The sequence below is a fragment of the Sphingobacterium faecale genome (genome assembly GCF_016746095.1).
Classification (GTDB): Bacteria; Bacteroidota; Bacteroidia; order Sphingobacteriales; family Sphingobacteriaceae; genus Sphingobacterium; species Sphingobacterium faecale.
This window is the reverse complement of sequence record NZ_JAERTY010000004.1, coordinates 272,182-288,268: the sequence shown is the minus strand read 5'-3', so window position 1 is coordinate 288,268 and position 16,087 is coordinate 272,182. Positions and strand designations below refer to the sequence as shown.

Annotated in this window: 17 protein-coding genes; 6 read left to right on the top strand and 11 right to left on the bottom strand. The window is 42.4% G+C overall.

Annotated features, from left to right (window positions below):
• A complete protein-coding gene (locus tag JKG61_RS09190; protein WP_202102676.1) occupies positions 1 to 1,077 on the top strand; it encodes an acyl-CoA dehydrogenase family protein in 1,077 nt (358 codons plus the stop codon).
• Positions 1,078 to 1,079: 2 nt separating this feature from the next.
• Here JKG61_RS09190 and JKG61_RS09185 read toward each other — a convergent pair whose 3' ends face one another.
• The 7 genes from JKG61_RS09185 to JKG61_RS09155 are packed head-to-tail and all read right to left on the bottom strand — an operon-like array spanning position 1,080 to position 7,361.
• Positions 1,080 to 1,874 (bottom strand): integrin alpha, encoded by a 795-nt coding sequence (locus tag JKG61_RS09185; RefSeq protein ID WP_202102675.1) that lies wholly within the window; start codon positions 1,872 to 1,874, stop codon positions 1,080 to 1,082.
• A gap of 10 nt (positions 1,875 to 1,884) precedes the next feature.
• Positions 1,885 to 2,874 carry an LLM class flavin-dependent oxidoreductase gene (locus JKG61_RS09180; protein WP_202102674.1) on the bottom strand — a complete coding sequence of 330 codons (990 nt, stop codon included), beginning with the start codon at positions 2,872 to 2,874 and terminating at the stop codon, positions 1,885 to 1,887.
• Between the two features lie 53 nt (positions 2,875 to 2,927).
• Positions 2,928 to 4,109 carry a THUMP-like domain-containing protein gene (locus JKG61_RS09175; protein WP_202102673.1) on the bottom strand — a complete coding sequence of 394 codons (1,182 nt, stop codon included), beginning with the start codon at positions 4,107 to 4,109 and terminating at the stop codon, positions 2,928 to 2,930.
• Entirely contained in the window at positions 4,102 to 5,370 is a 1,269-nt protein-coding gene (locus JKG61_RS09170; protein WP_202102672.1) for an aspartate kinase, read from the bottom strand. Before JKG61_RS09170 ends, JKG61_RS09175 begins: the two co-directional genes overlap by 8 nt.
• 41 nt (positions 5,371 to 5,411) lie before the next feature.
• Positions 5,412 to 6,215: a DUF3298 and DUF4163 domain-containing protein gene (locus tag JKG61_RS09165; protein WP_202102671.1), complete on the bottom strand. Its 804-nt coding sequence runs from the start codon at positions 6,213 to 6,215 to the stop codon at positions 5,412 to 5,414.
• On the bottom strand, positions 6,216 to 6,671 hold the full coding sequence (locus JKG61_RS09160; RefSeq protein ID WP_202102670.1) for a GNAT family N-acetyltransferase: 456 nt from the start codon (positions 6,669 to 6,671) through the stop codon (positions 6,216 to 6,218).
• Complete coding sequence (locus JKG61_RS09155; protein ID WP_202102669.1) at positions 6,672 to 7,361, bottom strand: YggS family pyridoxal phosphate-dependent enzyme; 690 nt, start codon at positions 7,359 to 7,361, stop codon at positions 6,672 to 6,674. It abuts the gene before it with no gap.
• A 162-nt stretch (positions 7,362 to 7,523) separates the two neighbouring features.
• Between JKG61_RS09155 and JKG61_RS09150 the strand changes: the two genes are divergently transcribed.
• From JKG61_RS09150 to JKG61_RS09140, 3 genes are read left to right on the top strand one after another with little or no spacing between them, the layout of a single operon-like run.
• Complete coding sequence (locus tag JKG61_RS09150) at positions 7,524 to 8,114, top strand: DUF4296 domain-containing protein (protein ID WP_202102668.1); 591 nt, start codon at positions 7,524 to 7,526, stop codon at positions 8,112 to 8,114.
• Positions 8,115 to 10,496: an endonuclease MutS2 gene (locus JKG61_RS09145; protein WP_202102667.1), complete on the top strand. Its 2,382-nt coding sequence runs from the start codon at positions 8,115 to 8,117 to the stop codon at positions 10,494 to 10,496.
• Between the two features lie 50 nt (positions 10,497 to 10,546).
• A complete protein-coding gene (locus JKG61_RS09140; protein ID WP_202102666.1) occupies positions 10,547 to 10,981 on the top strand; it encodes a hypothetical protein in 435 nt (144 codons plus the stop codon).
• Between the two features lie 2 nt (positions 10,982 to 10,983).
• Here JKG61_RS09140 and JKG61_RS09135 read toward each other — a convergent pair whose 3' ends face one another.
• The 4 genes from JKG61_RS09135 to JKG61_RS09120 form a co-directional block, all read right to left on the bottom strand.
• Complete coding sequence (locus tag JKG61_RS09135) at positions 10,984 to 11,835, bottom strand: helix-turn-helix domain-containing protein (protein ID WP_202102665.1); 852 nt, start codon at positions 11,833 to 11,835, stop codon at positions 10,984 to 10,986.
• Between the two features lie 69 nt (positions 11,836 to 11,904).
• Positions 11,905 to 12,579: an ankyrin repeat domain-containing protein gene (locus tag JKG61_RS09130; RefSeq protein WP_202102664.1), complete on the bottom strand. Its 675-nt coding sequence runs from the start codon at positions 12,577 to 12,579 to the stop codon at positions 11,905 to 11,907.
• 10 nt (positions 12,580 to 12,589) lie between these two features.
• Positions 12,590 to 13,921: an amidohydrolase gene (locus JKG61_RS09125; protein WP_202102663.1), complete on the bottom strand. Its 1,332-nt coding sequence runs from the start codon at positions 13,919 to 13,921 to the stop codon at positions 12,590 to 12,592.
• A gap of 105 nt (positions 13,922 to 14,026) precedes the next feature.
• Positions 14,027 to 14,245: a hypothetical protein gene (locus JKG61_RS09120; RefSeq protein WP_202102662.1), complete on the bottom strand. Its 219-nt coding sequence runs from the start codon at positions 14,243 to 14,245 to the stop codon at positions 14,027 to 14,029.
• Positions 14,246 to 14,531: 286 nt separating this feature from the next.
• On the opposite strand from JKG61_RS09120, the gene JKG61_RS09115 reads away from it, so the two are divergent.
• Positions 14,532 to 15,263, top strand: a complete 732-nt coding sequence (locus JKG61_RS09115; RefSeq protein WP_202102661.1) for a histidine kinase — start codon at positions 14,532 to 14,534, stop codon at positions 15,261 to 15,263.
• Positions 15,253 to 15,981, top strand: coding sequence for a LytR/AlgR family response regulator transcription factor (locus JKG61_RS09110; protein WP_202102660.1), 729 nt, complete (start codon positions 15,253 to 15,255; stop codon positions 15,979 to 15,981). The genes JKG61_RS09115 and JKG61_RS09110 overlap by 11 nt, the downstream gene beginning before the upstream one ends.
• Positions 15,982 to 16,087: the final 106 nt, after the last annotated feature.

Here is a 16,087-nt window from a genome sequence, read left to right as displayed (position 1 = left end):
ATGATGATAAGTGAAGAAGCTATACAGCTTATAAAAGATAAGCAAGCCCTGTCTATCGACAGCAAGACACTGGTCGACGAGCAGTTGTCTCTGATATATGATAATAACTGGTTCAATATATGGGTTCCACAGATACTGGGAGGTAAAGAACTGAGTCTGCAAGATGGGTTAGCATTGCTCGAGGAACTGGCTTATTGGGATGGAGGATTGGGCTGGACGGTGACTTTATGTGCTGGGGCGAATATGTTTGCCGGGTATCTGGACAAAGGTCTGGCGACAAAGGTTTTCGCAGATCGTAAAGTTTGTTTTGGAGGATCTGGACGTGCTACCGGAAAAGCAGTGTGGGATGGAACGCAATATAGTATAACAGGCTTTTGGAGATTTGCTACCGGTGCACCACACTTATCCCATTTTACCTTGAACAGCTTTGTCTACGATGGCGATACAGCTCGTGTGGATAAGGACGGCACCCCCGTATTCTACTCTTTCTTCGTCCCTCGAGACAAGGTGTTGATTCACTACGATTGGGATTCTTTCGGATTGGCTTGTACAGCCAGTCATAGTTTCTCGTTAGAAAATGCAACTGTAGAAGCGCATCATGCTTTTCAAATCGATCCCCAGCACCGCATTGACGATAACGTGCTCTATCGGATACCATTTATCCCTTTCGCAGAGTTGACATTATTGGTCAATTATATGGGCATGTATAGACGTTATTTGGATCTGGTGGAAAAGTTCTTTTTTGAGAAATCTGCAGATGAGAACTGGCAGACTAAATACGGTAAGGACTATTTTAAGCGCCTAGATGGACTGCAGCTGCAGTTGGAATCCGATAGGGCCAAAGTCGCAGCGCTTACCGAGCAGCTGTGGGCACTGGCGCTTCAGGATTCCCCATTGGATGGGACGCTGGCATCCGAGATCACATCTAGTGCCCGTGGAATCGTAAAACATATCCTTGCGGATGTCGTGACACTTTTTCCTTTACTGGGTATTCATGCTGCACAGAATGGTCAGGAGATCAATACCGTGTTTCGCAATATATTTACCGCAAGCCAGCACAGTTTGCTGAATACATAAGGCTAACAGTCGAACTGCACATTGCCATCATAGGCGTACGCGCTGCCAGATAATATGATGATCATGCGTTGCTCCTCGTAGTCCCGTGGGCTGGAGAAGATGAAGTCAGGAAGTCCATCTTTATCTAGGTCACCGATAAAGGCTAGCTCGGTAGCGGTATCGTTGTATTGCGTTTGGTCTATGATCGTGCGTATATATTGACCGTTTTTATAGAGTTTAAGCGTATATCTTGCATGGGGATTGCCGCGCTCCTGATCTTTATGGAATTGGATACCCGTGGCCTGCAGTTTGTAGTTGTCGCGCTGAAAGGTGAATTCGAAAGGTGTGCCTGGTTCAATGATCGGATTTTTGAAAGCTACGCTATCGACCGCCCCTTTCTGTACAGTGGGGATATTGAAGAAGACAAGTACGTCTTCTTTGGGGACAATGGTCTCTGTGGGTAGGCCGGAACAAGGTTCTTCATCTTCATTTTCGATATGGTAGGAAGCAGATTGGATATGGTATGAGCCGTTTTTGTGATGCAGCTCTAACCAACTTCCATTGATGATTTTGGAGACATCGTTATTCTCCCATACCCTATAGGTCGAGGGCAATAAAATACGGCCATCTATAATCGAATCAACATCTGCACTGTAAACGATCTCTTTGCCAGGAGCAGCGAGCGAGTCTATTGGAGCTTGCTCTGCGACTGTATCCTGTTTCGGGAGGTCCTCCGTCTGTTGCTGTTTGTTATTTGATTTATTCTGACAGGCCATCACCATAGCCGCCAGTAAAAAGAGATAGCCGTATTTTTTCATGTCTAAATATCTATAACAAGGCACTCGCGATGATATCGAAAGATTCCAATCGCTTTGCGTCATCAAAGATATAATTTGTCGTCATTATTTCATGTGCTTTGTGTTTTTTAGCAAAAGCTAATACCTCCGTCTGAATCGATGATTCGGTCCCTATAAATGTACAGCTCACCATCCGATTTACAGCTTCTTCTATTTCTGGAATACCGTGATAGATGGGTTTTTCCGTAGGCGGAGACAGTGGCTTGCGAAGGTTAGTCAATATACCGGCAAACATGTTAAAGAGACTGGTGGATAGGAATTGTGCTTCTTCGACACTTTTCGCTGCCACGATATTGACACAGATCATGAAATAAGGTGCAGCCAGTGCAGGGGAGGGCTTGAAATTACTGTAGTATATTTCAGACGCCTGTTCCAGCATGGCAGGGGCAAAATGTGCCGCAAAGGCATAGGGTAATCCCAGCTCAGCCGCCAGATAAGCACTGTCCGTACTGGACCCCAATATATAGATCGGCACATCGAGTCCTTCACCTGGAAATGCCCGGACTTTGGCATCCACATTGTTTTCGTCCAGATAACGTTGCAGTTCGAGTATATCATCCTTAAAGTAGAAGGATGTATTCAGGTTATTGCGGCGCAGGGCCATAGCAGTAAGCTGATCAGTGCCGGGGGCTCTACCCAATCCCATATCGATCCGGCCCGGATAGATACTCTCCAAGGTGCCAAACTGTTCGGCAATGACCAGTGGGGTGTGGTTTGGCAGCATAATACCTCCGGAACCTACACGTATCGTCGACGTTTTGCCCGCGATATGTCCGATGAGCACAGCAGTAGCCGAGCTAGCGATATGCGGCATATTATGGTGTTCGGCAAGCCAGATACGGTGAAATCCTAAATTTTCTATATGTTGAGCACCGGTTACAGCTCGTTGTATTGCTTCTGAAGCATTACTATTCTTGCAAATGGTAGCCAATTCTAGTGCTGAAATCTTTATTTTTTCCATAGAATAAAGATACAAGAAATGAAAAACAGGAATTGTAATGGCTTTGTCTTTTCTTAGACTTTGTGCCCATGTATGACAATAGGATTACCCAGATAGTCGGTGGTGAAAAATAAATATTCGTTTCCTCCATCTTTGATTTTGAACTTTTTCTTGATTTCTTCGACTTTCATGGGGAAGTTTTTGGCCGATACATTTGCTTTCTCCAGAGAAGTTCTTTTTTTGAAAGCAGATAGTTCGAACACCTCCTGTATAAGGAATGCCCTTCCTGGGAAGTCTGGTTCCAGGTCGCTGGAGGTGTACAGATGCGAGTGTGTATGGAGCTTGAAAAGATTGAATCTCTTGGCTACAGTTTTAAAAGCTCCTGCTTTGGTGATACTGACATCGGGATCATACAGGTAAGTCAGGGGCTGTGAGGTACGTATCAGGGTTTGTTTCTCTTCCTCTTGTGTCAATACGAGCGTTTGTATCTGATCTAGAAAAAGACGTATAGCTACGAGTTTTGGAGCTTCCGTGTAGTTGGCATCCTGAATAAAAAGCAGTTCCTTGCAGTCGCTGTCGACGCTGATGATATAGATTAATTTAACATGTTTGAGCTTTTGCAGTGCCGTGCTGATATCAAGGAGAGGGGACAGTTTGCATATCGTAAAACGGGATTTGCGAAAGAACATATCCTGTGCTGCGATGATATTCGGTTCGCAATCTTCCAATAGGAATACCTTGGCATGGTTGATCCGTCTGGAGGGGTCGATGAGAATATAATCCAGGGATCCATCTTCCTGTTGTTGGACAAAATCGACACCATTGGTAGCGATACATACCACATTGTTCACCCCCAATACCGTAGCATTGTGCTTGACAATCGCTGAAAGTCGTTCATTAAGCTCACAGTGGACGACAATCTCCGCTTCTTGGGCCATGTAACAGCTGTCTACGGCAAAGCCCCCTGTGACATCGACGACCTTGCTGCCTTTGGTTATCAGCGTCTGCTTGATGAGTGCGGTATGTTCCGAAGAGCACTGTTCGAGATTGATTTTGTCGGGATAATAGATGCCGGCAGAGAAGGCCCAGGTAGGCAGTTTTTTTACTGCACGCTGCCAACCATCGATCTGCGCTGCGATTTCGGACGAACTCACATCGCTGAATGGACTTTTCTTTAAAGCGATTTCACTGGGAGATTTTTCCCGGTTAACTTTAATGTAAGCTTGTACTTCTTTATCCAGTATACGGTTATTCATCAATATTTTTCACTAACATCTGACAGGTATAACTGTCCTTAAGTTCGCGAATTATTTCCTTATTTACTAATACTCGATCAATTGTTTGCTGATTGTAGTAACGGATGGTGATCAATTCCAAGCCACGGGCTACCGAAACTTTATATCTTTTCTCCAATTCGACCAATAGTGTCTCTATGTTTTTACCGGTATCATCTATAGCGACCGAAAAGCTGATCGCACTGTTGTGCATCATATTGACCTTGATACGGTGCTGGTGGAAAAGATTGAAGATATGACTAAGATTGTCCTCCACGATAAAAGAAAAGTCCCGCGGCAGTATACTGATAAATACTTGGTCGACTTTAAAGATAAAGGAAGGCACGGGCAAGGTTTGATTAGTTGTCCTGATTTTTGTACCGGGGCTTTCCGGATCTAAAAATGATCGTACGCTTAGTGTTATTTTTTTGTTCTGAAGTGGTTTTATTGTTTTTGGGTGTATTACGGTAGCACCGTAGTAGGTCAGTTCGATCGCATCTGTATAAGACAGTTCTGGGATAAGTTCTGTTTTTTCGAACCATTTTGGATCGGCATTCAACACACCAGGTACATCCTTCCAGATGGTGATATCTTCGGCATTAAGACAGGATGCAAAAATAGCAGCAGAATAATCTGACCCTTCTCTACCCAATGTGGTCGTAAAGTTTTCCGAGGTAGATCCTATAAAACCCTGTGTCACGATAACCTGATTGTCTAATACGCTCGGTAGGTCTCTCCTTATTTTCTCTTCTGTAAGAACCCAGTTCACTTGTGCTTCGCGGTAGGTATTGTCGGTGTGGATATAATTTCGTGCATCTATCCATTGTGTAGGAATTCCTATGTAGGAACAATAAGCAGCAAGTATTTTAGAGGAGACCAACTCTCCGATAGATACAATTTGGTCGAAAAGATAATCGTAGGTATCCTGAGGTTCTTCTTCAAGGATCCACTCTATTTCTACAAAACAATTGTTAATATCGTCAAATATAGGGTGGTCAGTAGAGTCGAACAGGTTCTGTAAAATGGTGAAATGATCTGTTTTTACTTCAGCCAACAGCTCAAAAGGATCGTTGCTACCCATATAGTAAGCTTGGGTAAGTTCTTCCAATTTGTTTGTTGTTTTGTTTATAGCAGAAACAACAACAAGTAGTTCAGAAGACTTGTATTTTGATAATATAGAAGTTACATTTTTTATGTTATCGGCACTTTTTACAGATGCGCCACCAAATTTAAAAACCTGCATTAATGTGTTATATAAGAGTTGCGGTTAGTTGAAGCTATCTATTATCGAATACTTTTAATATACCTTTTGGCCCGTGCGTTTAGTATCTCCTGCACTTCTTCATAGGGGATTTCAATTGTTGTAATCCCGTCAGCATAAGGCCTTATCTCATACTCGTTGTAATAAATAATCAACTTATCTTTCGTGAGGCCAAAGTTATCATTTAATGCGAATATTCCATCTTCAAAGAAAAAATCTTTAGAAAGATTACTGGTATCCGACAGGTCTTCCTGTCTTCGGAAATGCTTCTCTGCCAATTTGGTCAGATCTTTTAATTTCCCGGTTACAATGAGGTCGGTCAACTCCATCTTTTTGAAGAGGTCTAAATCGAAGACAGCAAAAAAAGTAAGGTGGTTGCCATGTGCTCCGCCGGTATATTGATCTATCGAAGTTTTCAAAGTGAGAAACAGAGGGGTATTAAGCACAATCCTGGTTTCGGAGTCTTTGTACCAAACGGCATTGACATAAGTGGTACTATTTTCTTCGACGAATTCATTATATGCATCCAAGAATGAACGGGCCGCTTCTTCAGCATTGTTTTCCCGTTCGACAAATATGGATGCATTGATGATTTCATTCATCATTGCATTTTCAAAAATAGGATGCGTTATCTTGTAGTATGCTGTATCTGTATGAGTAGAGTCTCCTAGGAAATAAGAGCTGATTTCTTTTTTTGTATGGTATACATAATCAAGTGTATCCAGTGCAGGTAAATCCGTATGTGAAGTGTGTGGAGTGTTCTTCCTCTGCTCATTGGCACAGGACAATGTAGAAATAAAAATCAATAAGAGTATTCCAATCCGCATTTACTTATCAAAATTTAAGCTTACATTAATCCATTCTCCATCGAGTGTCGCACGGTACGATTCATAAAATTTGATGGCCGGTGTGTTCCAATCCAATACCTGCCACATCATCCCCGAATATCCTTGTTCCTTGGCATAGGCGATTGTACGGTCCAAGAGCATCTTACCTACGCCTCGGCCACGATAAGGCTCATTGATGATCAGGTCTTCTAAATACAGGCGTCTGCCTTTCCAAGTTGAGTATCGTATGTAAAAAAGCGACATACCTATCACCTCAAGACCATCTACAGCTACAAATGCCCACCATACGGGACTAAGTCCAAACCCAGATTCTTCAAACTCTTCCATGCTGACCGTTACAGCATCGGGTGCTTTCTCAAAAATAGCAAGTTCCTGAATGAGCGCCATCATCGCTGGGCAGTCTTCTTGGCGTGCGCTACGTATTACAATTGCCATTTACTTCGCTTTAAAGTGCTTTACGATTCGTTTGCCGAAAATAGTACTGCCTAATCGGACCATATTACTTCCCTTTTCTATCGCTAGCCTGTAGTCGGAAGACATGCCCATAGATAGCGTGTCAAAACTGTCTTCCTTTCGGTAATAACTTACTTTAATACCGTCGAAAAGCATTTTCAGTTCGTAGAACTCTTCTTTGATTTCTTTTTCTTTTTCCGTATTTGTTGCTATCCCCATGAGACCACGGATACGTACGTTTTTCATAGCTTTGAAATCCTCGCTTTCCAATAGCTCTATGACTTCAGGATGGTCAAGGCCGAATTTAGTATCTTCTTGAGCGATATCTACCTGTAAAAGACAATCAATAATGCGATCATACTTGCTCGCATGCTTGTTTATCTCTGACAATAATTTCAAAGAGTCCACGGACTGGATCATACTGATAAAAGGAGCAATATATTTTACCTTATTAGTCTGTAAGTGGCCAACCAAGTGCCATTGGATGTCTTTTGGTAACTTTTCTTGCTTTTCTACTAGTTCCTGAACCATGTTTTCACCAAATATGCGTTGCCCTGCATTATAGGCCTCTTGTATGTCTTCTATAGGTTTGGTCTTAGAAATAGCTACTAATGTGACAGCTATAGGATTTAATTCTTGTTGTACTTCCTGAATATTTGCAGTAATGTCCATGTATTCGAAAAATTATTTTTGGAGATATGATCTACAAAGGTACCTATTACAAAGGCATTTTGTAAATTTGTACAAATTTAAATAATGCAGCGCTCATATTATATAATTATACTATTGTTTTTTTTGTTTATTTCCTGTGCAAAACAAAAGCCAAAGGGTGTATTGTCTGAAAAGGAAATGACCGAGTTGATGACGGAAGTTTCACTTGTCGACGCGTATTTGAATACTTTGCCGATAGATAGTGGTCGTAAAGTGATGCCGGTGTTGTACGAGCATGCTTTTAGAAAGTATAAGTTAGACTCTGCATTGTTTATCCAAAATCTTGATTATTATCTTGGGAGCCCCATATTGACAGAAAAGATATATACCAATATCAATAAAACACTTTCTGAAAAGGAGAGGGGATACCAGCAGCAAGACTCTGTCCGGAATGTCATATTACAGGATAGTATACAGCAGGCAATGCGACTACAGCGTTATACAGCTATGATGAAAGATCTGATCACCAATGTGCATCTGGATAGTACTTTGTATACCTACACGCAATATGGCGCTGATTTCTTGACAAAGGCAGACCTTCAGGTCAATGCTTACGGAATTCAGGTTCCGGTAATAACGCCTCCACCTCCGGTATTGGATAGACCTAAACAGGAAGAAGAAAAAGTTGAAGAAGAGTATCTTGATACGGTGAAGGGCGTTGAAAGACCAGATACCAGTAGACTGAAAAAGGTACTGCGAAAACCTACTAATTAAATGATTTATCCTCAGAATGCTATAGAGAAACTAGGCTTTACGGAGATTCGTGAACTAGTTAAAGAAAAATGTTTGAGTGAAGCCGGGCGGCAGATGGTCGATAAGATACAACCTCAGGTAAAAGCAGATCAGATCGACCGCTTTTTAAAGCAAACCAACGAATTCAAAAACTTACTGACACATGATGCACCATTACCGGTGGATCATATATATGCGATAAAGCCTTTGGCCGAAAAGGCCAAGGTGGAAGGAGCTTTTCTGAGCGAGGAAGAGTTCTATCGTATATTATTGTCGCTAAGGACTGTCTATGCTATTATTAGATACTTTAACGAACGAGAAGGGCAGTATGCCCACTTGGAGTTGTTGTTTGAGCACCTCCCTATAGAGAAGGCTATTGTGCGTTCGATCGAGCTGGTGCTGGACGATAGGGGGCGATTGAAAGACAATGCTTCCCGACTGTTGCTTGATCTTACGCAGCAGATTACAAAAAGTGAACAAGAAGCACGTAAGCGACTGGACAGTGTATTTAAGCAGGCTCAAGCCCAAGGCTGGACGGCTGATGGCAATCTCACCATTCGGGATGGCAGGATGTGTATTCCTATCCTTGCCGAGAATAAGCGAAAATTGAAAGGCCTGATCCACGACGAGTCAGCGACTGGACAAACGGCTTATATCGAACCCGAAGAGGTATTCCACCTCAATAATAAAGTCCGGGATCTGGAGTTTGAGCGTAGGCGAGAGGTGATCCGTATACTCACCGATCTGACCAGCGAGCTGCGTCCGCACGTGCCTTTATTGTTGGCTTATCACGGCTTGTTGACCAAATTAGATTTTGTGCGGGCAAAGGCACTATTTGCTATCGATATCCAGGCCAATATGCCTATTCTGACCAAAGATGCGGGAATCAACTTGGTCCAGGCCAAGCATCCCTTGCTGTTGTTGAATGCCATCCGGGACAAATCACATACGGTGGTACCGTTGAATATCAAAATTGATGATACAGATCGTATTATCTTGGTTTCAGGTCCCAATGCTGGTGGAAAGTCGGTCTGTATGAAGACGGTAGGATTATTGCAATTGATGCTTCAATCGGGATTATTGATCCCGGCCGATGATACCTCCTCTATGGGCGTCTTTAAGCAGATCTTTGCGGATATCGGTGATGACCAGTCCATCGAGAGCGACTTGAGTACCTACAGTGCGCATTTATCGAAGATGAAGCATTTTTCGACTTTTGCCAATGCACGGACGTTGATTCTGATCGATGAGTTCGGTACGGGGACGGATCCACAGTTTGGAGGTCCGATTGCCGAGGCGGTATTAGAGCAGTTGAATAAAAAACAGGTTCGAGGTGTGGTCACCACACACTACTCCAACCTCAAGCTGTTTGCCAGCCATACAGATGGATTGGAGAATGCATCGATGTTGTTTGACAATACCCAGATGAAGCCCCTGTATATTCTACAAGTCGGTAAGCCAGGGAGCTCCTACGCCTTTGAGATTGCACAGAAAATCGGTCTGTCGAAGGAGATTTTGGAATCCGCTAAGACAAAGATCGGTGTACAGCAGAAAAAGGTTGATACCCTTTTGGTTGACCTGGAAAGAGACAAAAAAGAAGTGTTAGACACGAAGTTTGCTGTGACCAAGCACGAGAAGGAACTTATTGAGCTGAAAGCCAAATACGAGTCCCTGCAGGCTTATATCGAAGAGAATAAGAAGGAGATCCTGAAGAAAGCAAAGGAGGAAGCAAAGGTTATCCTGAAGGATGCCAATCGCTTGGTCGAGAATACGATATCGGAAATCCGGTCGGTAAAGGCAGATAAAGAAAAAACGAAAGCTATCCGTTCCAAGCTCAACCAGACCTTGGATCAGCATAGTGTCGCTACGACCAAGCTTAAAGAAGCGAAAGCATTGGTGAAGAAAGAGTCGGAAGGTTTTGAGGTCGGCGATTGGATACGGATTGATGACTCAAGCTCTGAAGGGGAGATTATTGAAGTAACCAAGAATAACAGTTTGATTGTTGCTTTAGGTGAGCTTCGTACAGTGGTCAAAGCAAATCGTGTGACGAAGTTGCGCAGCAAAGAGAAATCAAAGGCTATAAAGCGTATCGGGGGAGTCTCGACCACATCTGCAGCCGATTTTCATCCGGAAGTAGATGTTCGGGGGATGCGAACAGACGATGCTCTACATAAGATTGAACTTGTATTGGATAGAGCGGTAATGATTGGATATCCTTCATTAAAGATTGTGCACGGCAAAGGCGATGGTATATTACGTAAATTTGTCCGCGATTATTTGCGGAAATATAATCATGTAAGCCGTTTTGAAGATGAACACGCCGATCGTGGAGGAGATGGCATTACTTATGCTTATATTGGATAGTCGAAGTGTTTTTTGTATATAAAATTTTAATGTATTCTAATAAAGGATTTATGAGAATTGTTTTTAAAGGATTTTTCTATATGTTGGGCTTGGGATGTTGTCTGACCGTAGCGTGTAACTCGGCTAGTCCTGAAGAAGGTAAAGATACGATAGCTGGGGAGTACCTGTTCCAATCGGAAGGCGATACGATCAATATGGCTCTACAGCAAAAGAAAGACTCTGTATTTGGTGATCTTAACTATGCCTTTTCGGGTAAGGACAGAAATGTTGGAAGGATCAATGGTGTATTGAGAGATAGCGTTATTACGGGCGAATATAGTTTTGTCTCCGAAGGTATTCCTTCTGTACGACAGGTCGTTTTTAAGCTGACAGAACAAGGGTTGATAGAAGGTTATGGTGAGATAGAAGAAAGTAACGGTAAGATGGTGTTTAGCGATTTAGAAAACCTAAGCTTTGACCATGGTATGATACTAAAGAAAAAATAGTATCAGATTCCTTCTTTAAATTCGGAGGGAGTCATCCCTGTCCTTTTCTTGAAGAACTTGGAGAAGTTGGCATGGTCGTAAAATCCTAAGCTATAGACGATGTCTTTCAAGGATAGTTCAGAACTTTTTAATAGTCTTTTTGCCTCTAAGATTAATCTATCCTGTATAAGGGAAGATGCGGAAACATCGAGTGTCTTTTTGGTCAGTATATTAAGGTAATTTGGTGTGATATGTAATTTGCCGGCGTAGAAAGAAACGGAGCGCTCTTCGGTATAATATTGATCAATATAAGCTAAAAATTTTGTGAGGATAGGCGTAGAACTGTATTTTTCAAAGTCATTGAATTTAGCTGCAGCACAACGGCTTAATAACAGAGCGATCAATTTGATTCGTGTTTGGACGATATCCCATAATATGTCTTTTTTTGATATTTCATCACGTATAGCAACAAATTCCTGGAGCAATAAAGTATAGTCTTCAGCGTGTATTGCAATAACAGGGTGGTTTTGGTAATAGCGCGTAGCGAATCTTAAGTTCGGGATAAAGTGCTCAAACCACCCACGGCTTATCATGAGCTGATAACCTATTCCGTTTTCCCCTATCTGCCATTCGTGTACTTGCCCTGGAAATAGTAAATGAATCTGATTGTCTTCAATAGGGTAATTTACAAAGTCTATACTGTGTGTTCCACTTCCTTTTTCAAAGAGCATAATAATAAAGAAATCGTGTTTGTGTGGAGACTCTATGAGCCGCTCTCCCCGCAGTTCATGGTACAATAAATCGCGATCATTCGTGAGGTTTTCATTAAATTCCTGGAGCCCTAAAGTAGGGAAGAAGTCAGAACCCTGTTGCATATAGTGTCATTTCCTATAAAAATAGACATAAAATAATAATCCCTATGCTTAGCATAGGGATTTAATGTGTTACTTTAACAATTGTGCAATTTTATGATAGCCTTTCGCTTCTGCATGTTGCAGCGGTGTTCGATTATCATGATCAGGAATGTCTAATTTTGCGCCCGCATCTTTTAGTATTTGTACAATCTGCTGGAATTTTTCTGTACCATCGCCCAATATTACAGCTTCCATTAGTCCCGTCCAGCCAAGTCTATTGACATGATCGATAGGAAAGTCTTTGGTGTTAGCTAATAATCGAACAGTTTCCACGTGCCCGCGTTCACAGGCCGGAATTAATGCGGTACCATTATATCTGTTGAACACATCAAATCGCGCTCCGTTTGCAAGATATAACTTAACCAATTGGGTCTGTCCACTGGCACCGGCATATAGAAAGGGACTGTCTTGATTGTTGGCCTGTCTATTGACATCGGCTCCATGTGCTACCAGAATTTTTGCAAGTTCGGATTGTTGGTTGTTGGTAGCGATAAGCAATAGAGATCTTCCATTACTGTCTTGGGTATTTACGTCGGCTCCATTTGATAAGGCCTGTTTTAACGCTACGATGTCCGTTTTAAGGACCGCAGTTAATATATCATGTTGTTGCATGTTGTCTTTATTTGTTGTGTTATGCTGTGGATGTTCCGCTTGACAAGCCACTGTAATGACTGCTAATATTGATATAAATAATATTTTTTTCATAACGCGGGGATTAGTATACAATATTTCCTTTGTAAATAAGTGATTTAATGTCTGCTATACGAGAAACAGCTTCCGCTGAACAGGTTGCATTTACAAGTATAGCATCTGCCTCTTGCCCGACATTAGGCCATTGTTTTGTCCCTTTGTCATCCAGCGGCACAATACCTGCAGTCGCTAATTTTAAGGTGCGTGATAGCGCAAACTCACTGGTATATCCATATAATTGTGCAGCAAGATTAGCTTTTTGCAATACGCTACCACTACCAAAGGTATTCCAGTGATCTACAATGCTATCGTTGCCCAATAAGACATTGACGCCATGTTTTAAGAGAGCAGGAATAGGCATGGTCAGCCCTCCAAAAGGGACGGTAGATACTATACCGACCTTCGAGTGCGCCAGTTTTTCCGCGAGTTCCTCCTGTTTGGTACTGTCGATACGACCTAGTACAAAAGCGTGGCTGAGGTAGGTTTTACCCTTTAAAACCGGGTTTTCCTCCACCTTTTGGATCAGATATTCTACCGTCTTTAAGCCAGATTCGCCAGACTCATGCAAGTGTATATCGATTCCTTTATTATGGTCCAGTGCCAGTTGTACCGTAAAGTCCATCGTCTTCTCGATAGCTCCATCTATAGAATAAGGGTCTACACCACCGATAAAGTCAATATCCATCTTCGCGGCTTCCCGCAGGTAAGGGGCCGTATCGGTATAAAACACACCGTGCTGTGGGAAAGCAACCAGTTCAGCACCGAATCCGTTCTTCTTGTTTTGTAATGCCTGCTCTAGATTCTTCAGAGAGTCCAACTTGGATGTGGGTTCTATATTGACATGACTGCGGGCAAAAGAGGTTCCCTTCGACTGTAAGAGCTCGATAAGTTTTTCCGCCTTGTACGTCGATTTTTCCAGCAACGAAGGCAATATCTGCTGTTCGAGCGCTATCATACCTTTGACACCTCCACCCGTTCTCCTGGTAGCTTGCCAACGCTCGCCGTAATAGGTCTTGTCCAAGTGGATGTGCATATCCTTGAAGGAGGGGAGCAAGAGCATTCCCTTGGCATCGATAGCATCGGCGATATCCTCCTGCTGAGCGCTTATCTTGGTAAATCTGCCATTCTCGATCTCCAGGGCAAAGAGAGCCGTCTTGGTAGCGATAATCGTATCGCCCTCGTATTCAAAGCCAGTCTCCAGTCGAACATTTTTTAACTTCAGTTTTTTTGTATTCATGACTGTATTATCGTTGTGTATGCGATCTGCCGCCAGTAGGGTAGGTCCCATAGTGAGACCTGCTACAGTAAGGGCTGAACTCCGGATGAAGTCTTTTCGCGTTATAGGATCACTGTTCATTTGCTGTTTTTATACAAAAATAGCACACGGCATGCGGAGTTGTAGGTACATTTTATCACATTGTCTGTACGATTTATAGCTTAGGAGGGTTCTTCCAGTAAATCACTACTCTTCGTATAGCCGAGAAGCTTCAATACCGTGCGTGGCGAGGCTGGAAACTATTTCAGTATGGTCCAGTCGTATTCCTTCCACAATCAACAGGTTGTAGATCGAGTCAAAATCAATCTTCCAGTGTCGAATCTTAGCGATACGCTGCAATGCATCTTGTACTTTTTGTGCTAATTGGGGCGTGTTGATGTTTGTTTCAAAAATGAGTTTTTCCATGATTATTAAAATTTTAATACGGGACATCAAAAGTGTACCGTTACGTGTATTAATCCTGTCGAATTATTGTTGAAGCATGCTTAAATTACGTATAATCTAAGAAAGAAAAGGTACGCCTTGCGATAATATGTAACATGTAGGTCGAAAAATGTAATAACTTCCAGCGGAAAAGGGCGTTTTGTAAAATGTGTTTTGGTCAGGGCCTGTTTTTGCTTTTGAAATTCGGGAATATGCCGCTTTTTATCTAAGTTTGAAGGAAAACAAGTCTTAAACGGTATCATTATACATGTCTGAACAGCTGCTATATATCCTTGTTGCTATCCTTGCGACGCTAGTGGGGACACTTGCGGTGTATGCCGTCTTTTTAAGTCGTGAAAATCGGAGAATAAGACTGGAAGGCAAGCGCCAAGAGGATATTTACAAACGGTTAAACGATCGATTGGATGATGTACACCGTACCGAATTGAACCCACATCTCTTAAAGAATTCGTTAAATGCCATCCTGTCACACGCTTATCAAACTTACTTTACGATGGACAAGTTGGCTCAGGTACTGGACTATGTGCTGTATGAAAGCCCTAATAAGTTAGTCTCTCCCAAAGAAGAAGTCGCATTTGCCCTCAATCTGATCGAGATCAATAAAATAAAATTGAGTCCTTTATTCGATATACAAGTCAAGGTAGACGTAGAGGAAGAGCATGAACCGTTGTTCTCGGCACCCGTGATGATTCCCCTGATTACCATTGACCTGATCGAAAATGCCTTTAAGCATGCGGATATACAAAGTGCAAATTCTTTTATTGCGATCGCTATAAGCTTCGAAAACGGAATACTGGAGATTACGGTCAATAATACGATTTCGAAGAAATCCCCACTGGCCAAAAGAAAGGGAGGAATCGGCAGTAAAGCTTTAGAAGAGCGGTTGATGCGCTATTATGCCGGAAGGCATGAACTCCATCGGTTTGTCGAAAACGACATCTATAGCGCCTATTTGCAAATTCAATTATATGAGTCATAATAGATTACGGTGTATTATCCTCGACGACGAGATACCCAGTTTAAAATTTCTGAAGATATTACTCGACCAAGTGGAAAATGTGGAGATTGTCAAGGTCTTCAACGACCCTTTGGCCGTCGTGCGGGAGTACAAGAAACTCGAGTTCGATTTTTGTATCTTGGATATCGAAATGCCGCAATTGACAGGCTTTGATCTGGCCGAGATTCTTCAGGAGTATCCGATAATTTTTGCGACTGCTTATAAGCAATATGCGAGCGAAGCCTTCAATATCAATGCTGTAGATTACATCACCAAACCCATTTCTTTACAGCGGCTTAAGCAGGCTATAGACAAGGTCAGGATACAGGTCTCCAAGAGTGTGTCCGAGCAGCCATATGCGCAGTTTAACACCGACAAAGGCAAGGCACTGATTCACTTTGACAGGATTCTCTTTATACGCAATTCCGATGTAGACAGCAGAGACAAGGTTTTCTTTTTTGATGACGATACCGATGTGATGGTCAAAAACATCAGTTTCGGTGGCTTGCTCGCTATCTTGCCTATGTCTGGTTTTGTCCGTATTAATAAGCGCGAGATCATCTCCTTGCGCATAGTCAAGTTCTTCAATTCAGAAGAAATCGTGACCACCCTAAAAGACCAACTGGACAAGCCCTTGGTCTTGGGCTTGAGTGAAACATACCGCAAAACCTTTATGGAATTGATCACAGCAGGAGGTTAGTTACATTTTTTATCGGCCTTGTTACATTTTTTGACCCACACCTTGCGAGGTATCCAAGCTCCATCAACTTAATGGTATTTTTGTGATTCACTAGAGGAGCACAAGC